The sequence below is a fragment of the Rhizobium beringeri genome, assembly GCF_004306515.1.
Taxonomy (GTDB): domain Bacteria; phylum Pseudomonadota; class Alphaproteobacteria; order Rhizobiales; family Rhizobiaceae; genus Rhizobium; species Rhizobium beringeri.
The window spans coordinates 2,728,150-2,744,479 of record NZ_SILG01000001.1; the positions used below are offsets into that span (position 1 = coordinate 2,728,150).

The 16,330-nt window shown below is 63.1% G+C and carries 17 protein-coding genes; 8 read left to right on the top strand and 9 right to left on the bottom strand.

The window, feature by feature from the left end; translation table 11 throughout:
• Positions 1-34: 34 nt before the first annotated feature.
• Positions 35-550, top strand: coding sequence for an RNA polymerase sigma factor (locus tag ELH03_RS13865; RefSeq protein ID WP_128401613.1), 516 nt, complete (start codon positions 35-37; stop codon positions 548-550).
• Entirely contained in the window at positions 547-1,329 is a 783-nt protein-coding gene (locus tag ELH03_RS13870) for an anti-sigma factor family protein (RefSeq protein ID WP_128401614.1), read from the top strand. The genes ELH03_RS13865 and ELH03_RS13870 overlap by 4 nt, the downstream gene beginning before the upstream one ends.
• Positions 1,330-1,332: 3 nt before the next feature.
• Here ELH03_RS13870 and ELH03_RS13875 read toward each other — a convergent pair whose 3' ends face one another.
• Genes ELH03_RS13875 through nthA form a run of 3 tightly spaced genes read right to left on the bottom strand, consistent with a single transcriptional unit; the run spans position 1,333 to position 2,997 of the window.
• Complete coding sequence (locus ELH03_RS13875; protein WP_128401615.1) at positions 1,333-1,701, bottom strand: nitrile hydratase accessory protein; 369 nt, start codon at positions 1,699-1,701, stop codon at positions 1,333-1,335.
• The gene (nthB, locus tag ELH03_RS13880) at positions 1,688-2,347 is read right to left on the bottom strand and encodes a nitrile hydratase subunit beta (protein ID WP_130659105.1); all 660 of its coding nucleotides are present in this window, start codon (positions 2,345-2,347) and stop codon (positions 1,688-1,690) included. Before nthB ends, ELH03_RS13875 begins: the two co-directional genes overlap by 14 nt.
• Entirely contained in the window at positions 2,344-2,997 is a 654-nt protein-coding gene (nthA, locus tag ELH03_RS13885) for a nitrile hydratase subunit alpha (RefSeq protein WP_130766426.1), read from the bottom strand. The genes nthB and nthA overlap by 4 nt, the downstream gene beginning before the upstream one ends.
• A gap of 96 nt (positions 2,998-3,093) precedes the next feature.
• Here nthA and ELH03_RS13890 point away from each other — a divergent pair, with 96 nt between their 5' ends.
• Complete coding sequence (locus ELH03_RS13890) at positions 3,094-4,368, top strand: SDR family oxidoreductase (protein ID WP_128401618.1); 1,275 nt, start codon at positions 3,094-3,096, stop codon at positions 4,366-4,368.
• Entirely contained in the window at positions 4,368-4,844 is a 477-nt protein-coding gene (locus ELH03_RS13895) for a DUF2269 family protein (RefSeq protein ID WP_128401619.1), read from the top strand. Before ELH03_RS13890 ends, ELH03_RS13895 begins: the two co-directional genes overlap by 1 nt.
• Here ELH03_RS13895 and ELH03_RS13900 read toward each other — a convergent pair.
• Positions 4,836-5,429, bottom strand: coding sequence for a LysE family translocator (locus tag ELH03_RS13900; RefSeq protein ID WP_128410993.1), 594 nt, complete (start codon positions 5,427-5,429; stop codon positions 4,836-4,838). The two genes, ELH03_RS13895 and ELH03_RS13900, sit on opposite strands and share 9 nt — an antisense overlap.
• Before the next feature lie 153 nt (positions 5,430-5,582).
• Between ELH03_RS13900 and ELH03_RS13905 the strand changes: the two genes are divergently transcribed.
• On the top strand, positions 5,583-6,431 hold the full coding sequence (locus ELH03_RS13905; protein WP_128411013.1) for an aldo/keto reductase: 849 nt from the start codon (positions 5,583-5,585) through the stop codon (positions 6,429-6,431).
• 80 nt (positions 6,432-6,511) lie between these two features.
• On the opposite strand, the gene ilvN is transcribed toward ELH03_RS13905, so the two are convergent.
• Together ilvN and ELH03_RS13915 are read right to left on the bottom strand one after the other, a co-directional pair.
• Positions 6,512-7,084, bottom strand: coding sequence for an acetolactate synthase small subunit (gene ilvN / locus ELH03_RS13910; RefSeq protein ID WP_003541288.1), 573 nt, complete (start codon positions 7,082-7,084; stop codon positions 6,512-6,514).
• A gap of 83 nt (positions 7,085-7,167) precedes the next feature.
• The gene (locus tag ELH03_RS13915) at positions 7,168-8,958 is read right to left on the bottom strand and encodes an acetolactate synthase 3 large subunit (protein WP_128401621.1); all 1,791 of its coding nucleotides are present in this window, start codon (positions 8,956-8,958) and stop codon (positions 7,168-7,170) included.
• A gap of 322 nt (positions 8,959-9,280) precedes the next feature.
• Between ELH03_RS13915 and ELH03_RS13920 the strand changes: the two genes are divergently transcribed.
• Complete coding sequence (locus ELH03_RS13920; protein WP_128401622.1) at positions 9,281-11,305, top strand: ATP-binding protein; 2,025 nt, start codon at positions 9,281-9,283, stop codon at positions 11,303-11,305.
• On the opposite strand, the gene ELH03_RS13925 is transcribed toward ELH03_RS13920, so the two are convergent.
• Positions 11,290-12,216: a dihydrodipicolinate synthase family protein gene (locus ELH03_RS13925; RefSeq protein WP_128401623.1), complete on the bottom strand. Its 927-nt coding sequence runs from the start codon at positions 12,214-12,216 to the stop codon at positions 11,290-11,292. The two genes, ELH03_RS13920 and ELH03_RS13925, sit on opposite strands and share 16 nt — an antisense overlap.
• A 21-nt stretch (positions 12,217-12,237) precedes the next feature.
• On the bottom strand, positions 12,238-12,852 hold the full coding sequence (locus ELH03_RS13930; RefSeq protein WP_128410994.1) for a LysE family translocator: 615 nt from the start codon (positions 12,850-12,852) through the stop codon (positions 12,238-12,240).
• Between the two features lie 151 nt (positions 12,853-13,003).
• Here ELH03_RS13930 and pdxR point away from each other — a divergent pair, with 151 nt between their 5' ends.
• A complete protein-coding gene (gene pdxR / locus ELH03_RS13935; protein WP_197727789.1) occupies positions 13,004-14,512 on the top strand; it encodes a MocR-like pyridoxine biosynthesis transcription factor PdxR in 1,509 nt (502 codons plus the stop codon).
• Here pdxR and miaA read toward each other — a convergent pair.
• A complete protein-coding gene (gene miaA, locus ELH03_RS13940; RefSeq protein ID WP_130766427.1) occupies positions 14,509-15,405 on the bottom strand; it encodes a tRNA (adenosine(37)-N6)-dimethylallyltransferase MiaA in 897 nt (298 codons plus the stop codon). The genes pdxR and miaA overlap by 4 nt on opposite strands.
• Here miaA and serB point away from each other — a divergent pair.
• Positions 15,404-16,294 (top strand): phosphoserine phosphatase SerB, encoded by an 891-nt coding sequence (serB, locus tag ELH03_RS13945; protein WP_128401627.1) that lies wholly within the window; start codon positions 15,404-15,406, stop codon positions 16,292-16,294. The two genes, miaA and serB, sit on opposite strands and share 2 nt — an antisense overlap.
• Positions 16,295-16,330 lie beyond the last annotated feature (36 nt).

Below are 16,330 nucleotides of genomic sequence, written 5' to 3' on the forward strand. Positions count from 1 at the left end.
TCGCCAAGACCCCGATCACAAGCGAGTTGCCGGCGTGAAAACACCCGCACCCGAAACTTTCGAGGGCCAGATCCTGGCCCTCCTGCCCTCGCTCAGACGCTATTCGCGCAGCCTGACGCGCTCGGATGCCGATGGCGAGGATCTGCTCCAGGATTGCGTCGAGAAGGTTCTCACGCGCCGCGGCCAGTGGCGCGGCCTCAACCTGCGCGGCTGGGTCCTGACCATCATGACCAATCTCTATCGGAACGGCCGGCGCGGCAAGGCGCGCGACAGCCTCGTCGAACTCGACGCCGCAGTTGAGCTGGCCGCGCCTGAAGTGCCGGCCGATCCGCAGGAGCGCGCGCGGCTGGACGATGCGCTGAACAGCCTTTCGGAGGAATACCGCGCCGTGCTGATGCTTGTCGTTATTGAGGGATACACCTACAGCGAGGTCGCAGCCGCGCTCGATATCCCCATCGGCACCGTCATGTCCCGCCTGTCGCGCGCCCGCCAGCGTGTCGCCGAGCGGCTGAAAGCCGACAATATCATTACGCTCCGGAGACCGAAATGAACGAGACCAACCCGAGCGTCACCGAAGCCGACCTCCACGCCTATGCCGACGGCCAGCTGGCGGAAACGGCACGCGCCCGCATCGAGTCGTTCCTGGCCGACAATCCCGACGAGGCGGCAGTGGTCGCCGAATGGCAGGCGCAGAATGCAGGCATCCGATCGCTGTTTGCAGGCTATGAAAAAACAAAGGAAACCGACGCTCTCCTGGTTTCGCCGCCGCGCGGCATCTCTTCCGGGCGGAAACGCGCGGCGATCGCCGCAGCCGCCCTCCTCGTCTTCGCGCTCGGCGCCATCGGCGGCCATTATGGTCCGGCCCTTTTGGAAAAACCGGAGCTGCAGCTTGCCGGCTCCGAAACCCTGCCAAAACAGGCTGAGACCGCCTTCATGGTCTATGCCGCCGAGGTTCGCCACCCCGTCGAAGTCTTCGCCAACGAGGAGGCCCATCTCGCCACCTGGCTCGGCAAACGCCTGGCGATAGAGAATCTCAAGATCCCGAACCTGCAGCCGCTCGGCTTTAAGTTGGTCGGCGGCCGCCTGCTGCCGGTCGATGGCAGGCCGGGCTCCATGTTCATGTATGAAAACCAGGCCGGCGAGCGCCTGACTGTCTTGGTCGGCCGCAACACGGAAAACCGCACGACGAGCTTCCGCTTCGCCTCATCCGGAAATGTCGAGACCTTCTACTGGATCGACGGCGAACTCGGCTATGCCGTCACCGGCGAAATCTCCCGCGAGACGCTGCGGGAGGTAGCCGAGGAGTGCTACAAGCAGTTCCCGTCGTGAGGATCAGCGCGAGGGATCGTTGCCGAGCTCGATCGGCCGGCCGTGCGGCGTCGCTTCCGCCGCCCGCTGCCAACTCTGTTGCAGTGCCAGGATCGTTTCCACATCGGCGATGCCGTTGTCGACGATGAGGTCGGAGAGTGCCGCCACCCAGCAGTCAAAATAGTCGCTGCCATCTTCAGCCCGGCCAGGCTTGTGCAATTGCGCGGAAAGCGTTTCAGCCCATTCGCTCCAGCTGAACAGGCCCTTTGCATGCAGGTGCACGGTCATGGCAAAGGCTTCGGCGGCCCATGGCTCGGGAAAGACCGGCTCGCCCTCCGGCGACCTCGGCAGGCTGGGCGATTGCGTCAGCGGCGACATTTCATGCTGGTTCAAGATAGCTCTCCCAGGCATCGATTGACACCGTCAGCGTCGGATCGGCATCCTCGCCCCAGATCTCCGCGCCGTCGAAAACGACCGTATAGAGCCATTGCGGGTTCTCGCCCTTGCCATGAGCATTGTCGTCGGGAAAGACGAACGAACCCTGCACCGCCCCGACCACACCGGTCCTGGCCCTGGCATAACGCGGCAGGCGCGTATGCGTCGCCGGATTGAAATTCTTCGTCCTCACCGTCTCACCGACCACGAAGAGCGGCGCTGCCTCGACAGGACGATCGCAAGGCCCGCCCTTTGCCAGAACGGCTGGCACCATGTCCGCCTTCAGCACGCGTTTTGGAACTGCTCCTGCCTGCTGCGCATGACCGGACAGCAATTCCGCACGCGTCGCAAAGCCGTGCCGTTCGAGCAGCTTGTCGATGCCGCGGATCCAGATCTCGTAGTAGCTGGCGGCGAGGTAATCGGCCGGCGGAATATTCTCGCGCGCATGCCGGCTTTCATCGATCGTCCATGCTCCGAAAGCGCCGCAGGAAAGCGTGATGCCGAGCGCCCGCTTCTCCCATTCGGCATGGAAATAGGGCTCGTCCTTTTCCGGCGCGACAGGACCAAAGCCCATCTGGCCGCCGAGATCGTGCGGTCCGTTCATGTGGGGCTCTCCGGCTTGCGGGCAACGGCCGTGCCGATCATCGCATCGCGGCTGACGAGGCCGGCGAGCGTCTGCTCGTCCATTCCCTCTGTGCCTTCGGGCTGCTCGGGAATGACGAGATAACGCAGCTCCGCCGTCGAATCCCAGACGCGGATCTTCTTGTCCTCCGGCAGCGTCAGCCCGAATTCGGCAAGCACGCCGCGCGGATCGATGACGGCGCGCGAACGATAGGCCGGCGCTTTGTACCAGGCCGGCGGCAGGCCGAGCACCGACCAGGGATAACAGGAGCAGAGCGTGCAGACGACGAGGTTATGGGTCTCGGCGGTGTTGAAGACGGCGCGCATATGCTCACCCTGCCGGCCGGTGTAACCGAGGCTTGATATCGCGGCCGTCGCATCGCGCGTCAGCCAGTCGGCGAAATCGGCATCGCTCCAGGCCCTGGCAACGACATGAGCACCGTTTCTCGGCCCCACCTTCGTCTCGTAGGTCTCGACGATCGCATCGATCGCCGCCGGATCGATCAGCCCCTTCTCCGTCAGCAGCGTTTCCAGCGCCTTCACGCGCGCCTGCATGTCGGAATAATGATTGTCATGATCGTGCCCGTGGGCGTGCTCATCCCCGTGAGCATGGTCGTCGTCATGGTCGTGCAAGGCGAAGCCCTCCCGAAACTGCCCGCTCTTTCTAACATATGCCGCAGGCCCGCCAAGCCCTTCTATGTCTCATGCGCTTTCCGCTAATCTTGCGCCATGAACATCCTGATTCTCGGCGCAACCGGCTTTATAGGCTCCATCGTCGCGGCCCGGCTCGTTGCCGACGGCCACGTCGTAACCGGGCTCGGCCGCAATCCCGTACGTGCCCGTTTGAAACAGCCGGCGATCGACTGGCGGCGCGCAGATCTCTCACGCATGACGAAACCAGCGGATTGGGACGATATCCTCAAGGACCAGCATGTCGTCGTCAATTGCGCCGGCGCCCTGCAGGACGGCCTGTCGGACGACGTGTCGGCCACCCAGGCTGAGGCGATGTTGGCGCTCTATTCCGCAGCCAAACGCTCGTCACGCCCGCTCATCGTGCAGATATCGGCAAGGACGGCGGGAGCGGCTGGCGATCTTCCCTTCCTCGCCACCAAGCGGCGGGCCGACGAGGCACTGGCTGCAAGCGGTCTGGCTTATCTCATCCTGCGCCCTGCCCTCGTTCTCGGCCGCAATGCCCATGGTGGCTCAGCGCTGCTGCGGGCGCTTGCCGCCTTTCCCCTGGCGCTGCCGCTGGTCCATGCCGAAAGTCCGGTCGAAACACTTTCGGTGAACGATGTGGCAGAAGCCGTGTCGCGGGCGGTCTCCGGCGGCATCTCCGGCGATATCGATCTTGCCGCCAACGAAGTTCTGACGCTCGCCGAGCTCGTCCGCCTTCACCGCCACTGGCTCGGCCTGCCGCCCGCCCGCGTGTTCCCTCTTCCCGGCTGGCTTACCGGGCCGGTGACGTGGCTGGCCGATTTGTCAGGCCTGCTCGGCTGGCGTTCGCCGCTGCGCTCGACAGCGATGACAGTGATGTCGGAAGGCGTGCGGAGCTCCAAGGCAATGAGCGACCTTGCTGCGACATCCGCGGTCGCAGCGCTCTCGGCCAATCCCTCCGGCGTGCAGGATCTCTGGTTTGCCAGGCTCTATCTTCTGAAGCCGCTCGTCATATCAGGCCTGTCTGGCTTCTGGCTGCTGTCCGGTCTGATCCCGCTGCTGGCGCTGGAGAAGACGTCCGCTCACTTCCTGCCGTTTATGGCTGAGGCCGCGGCAACGGCGCTGACGCTTGCAACCTGCCTGATCGACATCGCTCTCGGCGCTGCAGTCCTCCTTCGCCCGCTGGCGAAACGTGCCCTTCTCGGCATGCTGGCCGTGTCGTTCGCCTATCTTGCCGGCGCCAGTCTGCTCGAACCCGCACTCTGGCTCGATCCGCTCGGTCCCCTCGTCAAGGTGCTGCCGTCGATCCTGCTGACACTCACCGCACTTGCCACCCTGGATGAACGCTGATGCTTGAGGAATGGCTGCTGCTTGCCCATATCATCGGCGCGACCGTGCTCTTCGGCACCGGCGCCGGCATCGCCTTCTTCATGGTGATGGCGCACCGAACACGCGATCCCAAGCTGATCGCCCATGTTGCGGCAACGGTGGTGGTCGCCGACACCGTCTTCACCGCCACAGCAGCCCTTCTCCAGCCGGTAACCGGCTATCTGCTGGCCCGGTCGATCGGCTGGGAACTGTCGGAGGGATGGATTGCGCTGTCGCTGCTGCTTTATGTCGTGACCGGCCTGTTCTGGCTGCCGGTCGTCTGGATCCAGATCCGGCTGCGCGATCTCGCCCGCGCCGCAGCAGCGGCGGGAAAAGCCCTGCCGCCGGCCTATTTCAGCCTCTACCGTATCTGGTTCGCCTGCGGTTTTCCGGCCTTCTTCGCTGTCATCGGCATTCTCTGGCTGATGCTCATGAAGCCGGCAATCACTCTATTTTAGCATTGGCCAGAGGCTTAGCACCAACAGCACCGCCATGGTGATATTGAACCATTTCAGTCGCACCGGATCCGAAAGCCATTCCCTCAGCGCCGAGCCGAAGCCGGCCCAGGTCGAGACGCTGGGCACATTGACTGCCGCAAAAGCGAGCCCGACGATCAGCACGCTCACCAGGTAGAGTTGCGGATTGGTGTAGGTCGCCATCGCGGTGACCGCCATGACCCAGGCTTTCGGGTTGACCCACTGGAAGGCTGCAGCCGCGAAGAAGGACATCGGCTCGACGCCGCTCCTGCCTTCGCTGAGCGAGCGCGACGAGGCGATCTTCCAGGCGATCCAGACGAGATAGGCGCCGCCTGCAAACTTCAGCGCGGTATAGACCATGGGCATCGTGTGCAGCAGCGCGCCGAGCCCAAGGCCGACGCCGATCAGCAGCGAGAAGAACCCGACGCCGATACCGAACATATGCGGGATAGTCCTGCGGAAGCCGAAATTCACGCCCGATGCGAAGAGCATCATATTGTTCGGCCCCGGGGTGATCGAGGTCGTGAAGGCGAAGAGAACGAGGGCGAGAAACGTATCCAGCGGCATGCGACCTCCCGAAGCCAGCTTTTTCTGTGGCCTGCTTATTTAGGTCAGCATAACTGTCCTAAACCACCGATGCCATTACATCATTGTCATGGTGACAGGATTACTTGAAAGATGGCGACCCGGCCCAATCTCCTGTCGAAGGGACAGAAAACCATGCAGGACGATCCGATTCCATCGATTACATTCCCGAACGGCACTGAGGTGCCGGCGCTCGGCCAGGGCACCTGGGCCATGGGCGAGGATGCCGGCCATGCCAGTGCCGAGATCGAAAGCCTCAAGGCCGGCATCGATCTCGGCATGACGCTGATCGACACCGCCGAAATGTACGGCGACGGTGGCGCTGAAGAGATCGTCGGCCAGGCGATCAGGGGGCGGCGCGACGAAGTCTTCATCGTCAGCAAGGTCTATCCCTGGAACGCCAGCCTGAACGGCACGATCGAGGCCTGCGAACGCAGTCTCGAACGGCTCGGCGCCGACCGTATCGATCTCTATCTGCTGCACTGGCGCGGCAACTATCCACTCACTGAGACTGTCGCAGCCTTCGAAATACTCAAGGCATCGGGCAAGATCGGCGCCTGGGGCGTCTCCAACTTCGACACCGACGACATGGAGGAACTGCTCCGAGTACCTGACGGCACCAATGTCGCCGCCAACCAGGTGCTCTACAATCTTTCCCGCCGCGGCATCGAATTCGATCTGCTGCCCTGGTGCCAGAACCGCGGCATTCCCGTCATGGCCTATTCGCCGATCGAACAGGGAAATATCCTGCACCATCCCGAGCTGATCCGCATCGCCAAGGCCTATCAGGCGACACCCGCCCAGCTGGCGCTCGCCTTCCTGCTGGAACGCGACGGCGTCATCGTCATTCCGAAGACCTCGAATGCCGAACGCGCGGCGGAAAACCGCGACTGCGTCTCGCTCGATATAACCGACGACGACTGGGATGCCCTCGACGTCGCCTTTCCGCCGCCCACAAAGAAAAAGCCGCTGGAGATGCTCTGATCTCCAGCGGCTTTCCCAATTATTGCGGCATCGGGCTCAGATGTCCGGGCGGTGATTTTTACATGCCCGGGCTGTAATATTTACATGCCCTGCACGCCGCGATTCATCGCCGCGATGCCGGTACGGCAGACCTCGATGAGGCCAAGCGGCTTCATGATCGCCACGAACTGATCGATCTTTGACGATTTGCCCGTGATCTCCAGAATGAAGTGCCCGACCGTCGCATCCACCACCTTGGCATGGAAGGCATCGGCAAGGCGCAGGGTCTCGGCGCGCATCTCGCCCTCGCCGATCACCTTGATCAGTGCCACTTCGCGCTCGATCGGGCGATCCTGGCCGAGTTCGCGGGCGCGCACCGTCAGGTCGACGACGCGATGCACTGGCACGATGCGTTCCAGCTGCGCCTTGATCTGTTCCAGCACCTGCGGCGTGCCGCGTGTGACAACGGTGATGCGGGAAAGATGCGCCTGATGCTCGGTCTCGGAGACCGTCAGGCTCTCGATATTGTAGCCGCGACCGGAAAACAGGCCGATGACCCGGGCAAGAACGCCCGGTTCGTTATCGACGAGAACCGAAAGCGTGTGGCTTTCGACGGCCGCCGTTTCCGGCGAAATGAAGTAAGCGGAGCCCGTGGGCTGTAGGTGAGCGTTCATGGTCCTGAGTTTCCTCTTCCCTGCCGCATAGCCCCGAAAATCGGAAGCGATTTTCGGAAAGGATTATGCGCAAATTAAAAATGTCAGACGAGCGCGCGGCCCTTGGCGTCGATCGCATTGGCGACCGCTTCGTCGGTGGCTTCGTCCGGCAGCAGCATTTCGTTATGGGCCTTGCCCGAGGGAATCATCGGGAAGCAATTGGCGAGATTGGCGACGCGGCAATCGAAGATGACAGGCTTTCTGACCTCGATCATCTCCAGAATGGTGTCATCAAGCGCATCCGGCTTTTCGCAGCGCAGGCCGACGGCGCCATAGGCCTCCGCCAGCTTGACGAAGTCGGGCATCGCCTCGGTATAGGAGTTCGACAGGCGGTTGCCGTGCAGCAGCTGCTGCCACTGGCGCACCATGCCCATATACTGGTTGTTCATGATGAAGATCTTGATCGGCGCATCGTGCTGGATCGCCGCCGACATTTCCTGGATGCACATCTGGATCGAGGCATCGCCGGCAATGTCGATGACGAGGCTGTCGGGATGGGCGATCTGCACGCCGAGCGCGGCCGGCAGGCCGTAGCCCATCGTGCCGAGGCCGCCCGAGGTCATCCAGCGGTTTGGCTGCTCGAAACCGAAGAACTGTGCCGCCCACATCTGGTGCTGGCCGACTTCGGTGGTGATGTAGGTATCGCGATCCTTGGTATGGGCAAAGAGCCGCTCCAGCGCATATTGCGGCATGATGACGTCATTGCTCTTCGTATAGGCGAAGGAGTTGCGTGCCCGCCAGCGGGCGATATCGCTCCACCAGTCGTCCAGGCGACCCTTTTCCGGCTTCTTCGGCAGCGCCCGCCACAGGCGGACCATGTCTTCGAGGACATGGCCGACATCGCCGCGAATGCCGATATCGACACGGACGTTCTTGTTGATCGAGGATGGATCGATATCGATATGGATCTTCTTCGAGTTCGGCGAAAACGCATTGAGACGGCCGGTGATGCGGTCGTCGAAACGAGCGCCGATGCAGACCATGACGTCGCAATCGTGCATCGCCATGTTGGCCTCGTAGGAGCCGTGCATGCCGAGCATCTTCAGCCAGTTCTTGCCGGAAGCGGGATAGGCGCCGAGACCCATCAGCGTCGAGGTGATCGGGAAATCGGTGAGCTCGACCAGCTCACGCAGCAGCTTGGAAGCTTCGGGGCCGGAATTGACGACGCCGCCGCCCGAATAGATGACGGGACGGCGCGCATTCGCCATCAGCTCGATCGCCGCATGGATCTGGTTGAGGTCGCCCTGGATCTTCGGCTGGTAGCTCTTCTGGATCGTGTAGTCGGCGGGCGGCGTGTAGGTGCCGGTCGCAAACTGCACGTCCTTCGGAATATCGACGACGACAGGTCCCGGACGGCCGGACTGGGCGATGCGGAAAGCCTCGTGAATGACGGCGGCGAGTTCGTTGACGTCCTTGACCAGCCAGTTGTGCTTGGTGCAGGGCCGGGTAATGCCGACCGTGTCACATTCCTGGAAAGCGTCGGAGCCGATCAGCGAGGTCGGAACCTGGCCGGTCAGGCAGACGAGCGGGATCGAATCCATCAGCGCGTCCTGCAGCGGCGTGACGGCATTGGTAGCGCCCGGACCCGAGGTCACCAGCATGACGCCGACCTTGCCGGTGGAGCGCGCATACCCTTCGGCCGCGTGGCCGGCGCCCTGCTCATGGCGGACGAGGATGTGCTTGACATCCTCCTGCTGGAAGATCTCGTCGTAGATCGGCAGGACCGCGCCGCCGGGATAGCCGAAGATATGTTCGACGCCGTTGTCCTTCAGCGCCTTGAGAACGATCTCCGCTCCCGTCATCCGATTGCCTGCCGCCTGATTGTCCGTGCTCATCTGTCTGTTCCGTTTGATGCTGGGATTGCGTTTGTAGCCGGAAGCCCGAATTTCGGGCATAAAAAAAGGCCCCTGAGGAGCCTGTCATCTAGCGCATGGGTGGCTATCGCCGGATGGTTACACCATCCTGCCCATGCGCTTTCCCACCACGATAAGAGCCGTTGCGATTTTCATGGTCGGAAGTGATAGACAGAAAATTTCGCAGCGTCAACGCATGCCGCAATAAAAAACTCCCGGCTCCCCGCATCCCTAAAATCCATGGCCGGAAGGATTTGTTAAAGGAAGGGCTATATTCTCGCTTCCCATTGCAGGAGTAGGCCCTTTGCTTAACAACGACTTGCACGCGTCTGGTAAGGCGGGTGAACAGGATCGCCGCGATGGCCATACACCGGGGAACCGCTTTCTCGGCCGCGTCGTTGCATGCAGCGGGTCGCGGGCGACCATTGCCGCCGTCGCCGAACAGGGCGGCACCGATCTGACCGAACTGTGGTCCGTGGGCCGGCTGATTTCGATCAGCGTCGGCCGCAACCGCGTCGTCGCGCTCGTCTATCAGATGAACACCGGCAGCCATGCCTGGGGCGAAGGCGAGGACAATACTTTCAGGATCGAGACCGAGCTGCTCGGCGAAGTCCGTGTCGACGAGGACGGGCGCGAGGAATTCTCGACCGGTATCTCGCGTTATCCCTATCTCGGCGCCATCGCCCACCGCATCCGATCCGCCGACCTGATGCGCATCTACGATGCCGGCCAGGGCACGACCGCCGTCATCGGCAAGCTGACACAGGACGAAAGCATCGACGCGGCGATCCATATCCCCTCAATGCTCTCCAAGCATTTCGCCGTCGTCGGCTCGACCGGCGTCGGCAAATCGACGGCCGTGTCGCTGCTGCTGCACAAGGCGATCGCGGCGGACCCGAAGCTGCGTGTACTGATCCTCGATCCGCATAACGAATTCGCCGCCGCATTTCCCCAGCACGCCGTCACCATCGATACCGATACGCTTGATCTGCCCTTCTGGCTGATGCGGCTGGAGGAGTTCGCCGAAGTCGTCTTTCGCGGCCGCCCGCCGGTGCCCGAAGAGCTCGACATGCTGCGCGATATCCTGCCGGAAGCCAAGCGCGCCTTCCGCGGCAGCGACAACTCGCTGGTGCGCCGCACGACGGAAAAAAGCTCGATCACCGCCGATACGCCGGTTCCCTACCGCATGGCCGATCTGCTGGCGCTGATCGACGAGCGCATCGGCCGCCTGGAGGGCCGCTCGGAAAAGCCCTTCCTGCGGTCGCTGAAGATGCGCCTCATCGCTGCGATCAACGATCCGCGCTATCACTTCATGTTCTCAAACAACACGATCAGCGACACGATCACCGAAACCATCGCGCAGATCTTTCGAATCCCCGGCGAGAACCGGCCGATCTGCACCTTCCAGCTTGCGGGCATTCCCTCCGAGGTCGTCAATTCGGTCGCCTCCGTGCTCTGCCGTATGGCCTTCGAGGTGGCGCTGTGGAGCGACGGCGCCATCCACATGCTCGTCGTCTGCGAGGAAGCTCACCGCTATATCCCCTCCGATCCGAGCCTCGGCTTCGTGCCGACCCGCCAGGCGATCGCCCGCATCGCCAAGGAAGGTCGCAAATACGGCGTCTCGCTCGGCATTATCACCCAGCGGCCGGGCGAGCTCGACCAGACGATCTTGTCACAATGTTCGACACTCTTTGCCATGCGCCTTGCCAACGACCGCGACCAGGAAATCATCCGCTCGGCCATTCCGAATTCGTCGATCTCGACGACGAGCTTCATCTCCTCGATCGGCAACGGCGAGGCGATCGCTTTCGGCGAGGCGATCAGTGTACCGATGCGCATGCGCTTTTCCCGCGTCGACGAAAACCTCCTGCCGAAGGCAAGCAGCGCCAACAGCAAGCAAAGCGAGGAAGATCCGGATACGGTCGATCTGCGCAAGATCGTCACCCGCATGCGGGCGGTGACCGTCGGACCCGACATTTCGAATTTCCAGCAGAATTATGCCGCGTCTGTCGCAGGTTTCGACGAGGCTGATGCAGCCGACGAGGATCTCGACGCGAAGCCCTACACGCCGCCCGCCTCTTCCGCCGCGCCGCTCGAATCCTACCGCCGCGAACTGCTGCCGCAGACGCCGCGGTTGGACCCGGCCACGTCACCCGCGATCGATCCCCGGCTGGACGCGCTCCGCCGTGAGATGCGCCGCGACGAGCCGGTCTTTCCCCGGCCGACACCCCCGGCGGACCAGCCCGCCGTCTCCCGCCGGGAGCCCGGCACGTCGCTGCGCGAAAGCATCCTGAAAAAACCGCTGAGCAGCCTCTACAACAAGGATTGACGCTTCAGCTCGCTCTCCAGAGCGATCAGAGGCTCGACGGCCTCAAGCACCCATTGCCGGTCCGTCGGTCCGAGCGGCAAGAGAGGGCGTGGGAGCTCTGCCCTGGCGATTGAGAGAAGGTCGAGCAGCGTGTAGATCACGCGAAGGCTCCCGAACTCTTTGAACGTTTTCCAGAGCGGCTGTAGAAGGTCATCGAGCCGATGTGCATCGCCGCCCTCGCCTGCAATCGCGGCCTTGGTCAGGGCAAGGGCGACGCGCGGAAGCAAGCCGCCGAGGACGCTGTACCAGGCGTTGGCACCTGAAAGCAGCGCATCGGCCGCTCCCCAGTCACCGCTGTAGCCTACCGCAAGCCTGGTCTTCTCTCGCAATGCCGCCAGCTCACCTGCGAAATCGCCGTCAACAGGCAGAGGCATTTTCACGGCCCTGATCGTCTCGATATTGGACAGGCGCTGCAGAAGATCCCGGCTGAAGGTGAAGTGGGTCGTACCGGGATTGTTGTAGATACAAAGCGGCAGCTTCGCCGCCTCGGTGACCGCCAGGAAATGCTCGTAGGCTTCGTCCTGGGTCAGCGGCGTGTAGGACACCGGCGCAAGCAGAAGCGCGTCTGCACCGGCGGCCTCAGCATCCGTCGCCAGGCTCCGGGCATGGTCTGTCCTCAGAGCACCGACGCCGACAACGATCGGAACACGACCGCGAACGCACGCGACCGCAGCCTCGACGGCTCGCCGTCTCTCCTCGCGTGTAAGAAAGGCGTAGATGCCGGTGCTGCCGAGAAGGCCTATCGAAGCGACGCCTGCATCACACAGGCGCTCCAGCAGGCGGCAGAGGGCTTCCGTGTCGACCCGGCCATCCCTATCGGCGGGCGTTGGCGGAAAGGCCGAAAGACCATGAAACGGAGAGGCGACGGACATGATGCGATCCTGAAAAGACGGTCAATGTGAGAACAGCAGACGCGATCCGGCGCCCGCGAAGAAGACGGCGAGACTTCCCTCGATCCATCGCCGCGCACGGGCGTAACCGCGCACCATCGGCGCCGTCGAGAAGAGCACGGCATAGCCGGTAAATATCAAGATCCCGAGCAGCACGCAGCCGCCGAACGCTGTGACGGCCATCTCCGGCGAAGCGCCCGGCTTGAGGCCGAGCGACATGATCGCGACCCAGGCCAGAACCGCCTTCGGGTTGCCGAGATGCATCAGAATACCGCGACGATAGAGCGCGCCGAGTTGCGCGGGGGCTCGAACGACCTCGCTTGCCGGCCTATCCGGGGTGACTGCCGAGCGGGCCGCCCTCCAGGCGAGCCAGAGGAGGTAAAGCCCGCCTGCGACTTTGAGGAACAGCAGCGCATGGGCATAGCGGACCAGGAGTGTCGAGATGCCGGTGACCGCCACCAGTCCCCAGCATGTCGACATCGTTATAACCCCCGCGGCAAGGGCGAGCGCCGGTCGACGCCCCTGCCGCATCGCCACGTTCATGATGGCCATGTTGCTTGGTCCGGGACTGCCTGCAGCGATTACGTAAGCGATGTAGACGACGAGAAGATCCTGCATTTGCGTTTTTCCAGAAGTTTGCGCCCGCGCACGGCACGAACCCGAAGACGAAGAATGCGCCATCGGGAAGCCGCCAATCCGCTTCCTTTTCCTCGAAAATTGGTTCACCATGAAGCGCCATTTTTGAAGAATCTCTATGGACCATTTTGCGATGTCCAAACGGCGCAGCATCATCGAGATACCATCGCTGAACGCGATCGATCGAACGGCCAATGTCGGTCGCCAGCTTGCGCAGGCCCTGCGGAACGCAATCGCCCGCGGTGAGCTGAGGTCGGGAGAACGCCTTCCTTCGACGCGTAGCCTTGCGGCTTCGCTGAAAATCGCCCGCGGCACTGTCGTCGAGGTGTTCGATCAGTTGACCGCCGAAGGCTATCTCGAAGCGCGGGTCGGAGCCGGAACCCATGTTGCCGCCGATCTGATGGATGCGCCGCCGGCGTCCCCGCCTGCGCCGGCAGTGCCGTCTACCGCGGATGCTGTCGATCTGCCGTCCCAGGCTGCCCGGCTGATTGCCATCGCCCGTGCGCTCACCCCGCACCCGCCCGTTCCCTTCGCCATCGCCGTCCCGGCTAGTGGCATTGCGCCCGACGACAACTGGCGCCGTCTCGGCAACCGCGTGCGCGCGTCGCGACAAGCCGCACCTTCGGGTTACCACGATCCTATGGGCGTGCTCGAACTCAGGCTTGCCATTGCCGACCACGTCCGCCGCGCGCGGGCCGTTCATTGCGAGCCGGAACAGGTCATCGTCACGTCAGGCACCCAGCAAGGCCTCTATATGGCGGGCCGGGTCCTTCTCTCGCGTGACGATCCGGTATGGGCCGAGGACCCGGCCTATCCCGGCCTGACGGCCGTGCTCGACGATCTCGGCGTCCGGACGCACCGCCTGCCGGTCGATGCACAGGGAATGAACGTGGAACGCGGCCTCGAGCTATGTCCGCAGGCGCGCGCCGCATTCGTCACCCCTTCGCACCAATATCCGATCGGGATGCCGCTCAGCATGGCCCGGCGCAATTCCTTGATCGCCTGGGCCGACCAAAATCGCGCCTGGATCGTCGAGGACGACTACGACAGCGAGCTGCGTTATGCCGGACACCCGTTTCCCTCAATGCAGGGATTGCGTCCGTCACGCGTCATCTATCTCGGCACGTTCAGCAAAGTGCTCTTTCCTTCCCTACGCCTCGGCTACGTGATCGCCCCTCCTCCGCTCGCAGAAGCCTTTGCCGGCGCCCGCGCCATTCTCGACCGGCATTCGCCGATCGCCGAACAGCATGTTCTGGCGGCCTATATGCGGGAAGGCTATTTCGAAGCGCATATCCGGCGCATCCGCGGCCTCTATTCCGAACGCCGCGCTGTTCTGCTTTCAGCGCTCGAGCGGGCCTTGCCAGAGGGCTGCCGCGTCCAGCAGAGCGACCAGGGCATGCATATTCTTCTATGGCTGCCCGAGGAGGTCGACGACGTACAGCTCGCAGCTCGCGCCCTCTCGGCCGGCCTTGCCGTGCGTGCGATCTCCCCGATGTATGCCGCGCGGCCGGCGCGCCCCGGCCTGATGCTGGGCTTCGGCGGATTTCTGCCGGACCAGTTACAGGCGGCGGTTGGCGAACTCGTCAAACTGCTGAGCCAGCAGATGTCTCAAGCAGGAGGCCTGCAACGACCTGAAGCCTAAACCGTCAACCGTTCCCAACTATCGTCCATCTGGTTGCGGAACCATGTCATTTGCCGCTTGGCATATTGCCGCGTCGCCGCAGCCCCCTTCTCCAGCACCTCGCCGCGCGTCATCTCGCCCGCGAGCATCGCCGCAATCTGCGACACGCCGATTGCTTTCATCACAGGCGCCTCGGCCGGCAGATCGAGCGCAAGCAGCGCCCTCACCTCGTCTTCCGCGCCTTGCTGCAGCATCTTTTCGAAACGGCCGTTGATGCGCTGATGCAGCACTGCTCTGTCCGGCAGCACGACGATCTTGCGGGCCTCATCGACGTCGATCACCACCGGTCCCGACCGGCCCTGGAAATCGGCGATCGACCGTCCCGTCGCCTTCATCACTTCGAGCGCCCGGACGATGCGCTGCCCGTCCTGGCGGTTGAGGCTTGCCGCCATGGCGGGATCGGCCTCGGCAAGTTCGGCATGGAGCCCGTCAGGCCCCTCCTCCAGCAGCCGCGTCCTGAGTTTCTCTCGCAGTACCTCCGGTATCTCCGGCATATCCGAGAGACCGCCGGTCAGCGCCTTGAAATAAAGCCCCGTGCCGCCGACGAAGACCGGCAGCCGTCCTGCGTCCCTCAACGCCGGTAGTAGTGCCGAGACATCCCGCAGCCAGGCGCCTGTGGAATAGGCCGCACCTGCCGGCACGTGGCCGTAAAGATGATGCGGCACACCCTGCATCTCCTCTTCCGATGGGCGCGCGGTCAGCACGCGCAGCGTGTCGTAGACCTGCATGCTGTCGGCGTTGACAACCGCGCCGTCATGACGCTTGGCCAATTCGACGGCGAGCGCGGACTTGCCGCTGGCGGTCGGCCCGGTTATCAGGATCGCGTTCACTGTGCTCAGAAGGATTTCTATCATGGCCCTCGTTGCCACGCTTGTTGCCAATCCGTCAAATCCCGTGCTGACACCCGAAATCGCCGAACGGGCGGCCGAGGCCGTGAAGGCTTCTGGTCTCTATTGGCTGGCCGATGGCATCGCCTGCGACATCGCGCTGCGCGACGGCACCGATGCGCAAGCGGCCGAGGCCAATATCCTTGCCGTCATATCAAGCGTGCCGATCGACCTCGTTATCCAGGAGCAAGAGACCCGCCGCAAGAAGTTGCTGATCGCCGACATGGATTCGACGATGATCGGCCAGGAATGCATCGATGAATTGGCCGCCGAAGTCGGCCTGAAGGAGAAGGTGGCGACCATCACCGCCCGCGCCATGAACGGCGAGATCGCCTTCGAGCCCGCTCTGCGTGAGCGTGTCGCCCTGCTGAAGGGGCTGCCGATATCAGTCGTCGACGAGGTCATCGCCAAGCGCATCACGCTCACCCCGGGCGGTCCGGAACTGCTTGCCACCATGAAGTCGAAAGGCCATTACACCGCGCTTGTCTCCGGCGGCTTCACCGTCTTCACCAGCCGTATCGCCGCCACCCTCGGCTTCGACGAGAACCGCGCCAACACGCTGCTCGAAGACGGCGGCATCCTCTCCGGTTTCGTCGCCGAACCGATCCTCGGCAAACAGGCGAAGGTCGATGCGTTGAACGAAATTGCGGCAAGCCTCGGCATTTCGCCGGAAGAAGCGATCGCCGTCGGTGACGGCGCCAACGATCTCGGCATGCTGCACCTCGCCGGCTCCGGCGTCGCCCTCCACGCCAAGCCGGCCGTCGCTGCCGAGGCGCAGATGCGCATCAACCACGGCGACCTGACCGCGCTGCTCTACATCCAGGGCTACCGGAAGACGGATTTCATTTCCCAATGATCTCTTGAAATTTACAAATTTGTACGTACAATTTTG

Excerpts from the sequence above, each read along its gene's own strand:
- ELH03_RS13870 (WP_128401614.1), top strand. The coding sequence starts at position 547 with ATGAACGAGACCAACCCGAGCGTCACCGAAGCCGACCTCCACGCCTAT.
- nthB (WP_130659105.1), bottom strand. The coding sequence starts at position 2,347 with ATGAACGGACCGCACGATCTCGGCGGCCAGATGGGCTTTGGTCCTGTC.
- ELH03_RS13890 (WP_128401618.1), top strand. The coding sequence starts at position 3,094 with ATGAACATCCTGATTCTCGGCGCAACCGGCTTTATAGGCTCCATCGTC.
- ELH03_RS13895 (WP_128401619.1), top strand. The coding sequence starts at position 4,368 with ATGCTTGAGGAATGGCTGCTGCTTGCCCATATCATCGGCGCGACCGTG.
- ELH03_RS13900 (WP_128410993.1), bottom strand. The coding sequence starts at position 5,429 with ATGCCGCTGGATACGTTTCTCGCCCTCGTTCTCTTCGCCTTCACGACC.
- ELH03_RS13905 (WP_128411013.1), top strand. The coding sequence starts at position 5,583 with ATGCAGGACGATCCGATTCCATCGATTACATTCCCGAACGGCACTGAG.
- ilvN (WP_003541288.1), bottom strand. The coding sequence starts at position 7,084 with ATGAACGCTCACCTACAGCCCACGGGCTCCGCTTACTTCATTTCGCCG.
- ELH03_RS13915 (WP_128401621.1), bottom strand. The coding sequence starts at position 8,958 with ATGAGCACGGACAATCAGGCGGCAGGCAATCGGATGACGGGAGCGGAG.
- ELH03_RS13925 (WP_128401623.1), bottom strand. The coding sequence starts at position 12,216 with ATGTCCGTCGCCTCTCCGTTTCATGGTCTTTCGGCCTTTCCGCCAACG.
- ELH03_RS13930 (WP_128410994.1), bottom strand. The coding sequence starts at position 12,852 with ATGCAGGATCTTCTCGTCGTCTACATCGCTTACGTAATCGCTGCAGGC.
- pdxR (WP_197727789.1), top strand. The coding sequence starts at position 13,004 with ATGTCCAAACGGCGCAGCATCATCGAGATACCATCGCTGAACGCGATC.
- serB (WP_128401627.1), top strand. The coding sequence starts at position 15,404 with ATGGCCCTCGTTGCCACGCTTGTTGCCAATCCGTCAAATCCCGTGCTG.
- miaA (WP_130766427.1), bottom strand. The coding sequence starts at position 15,405 with ATGATAGAAATCCTTCTGAGCACAGTGAACGCGATCCTGATAACCGGG.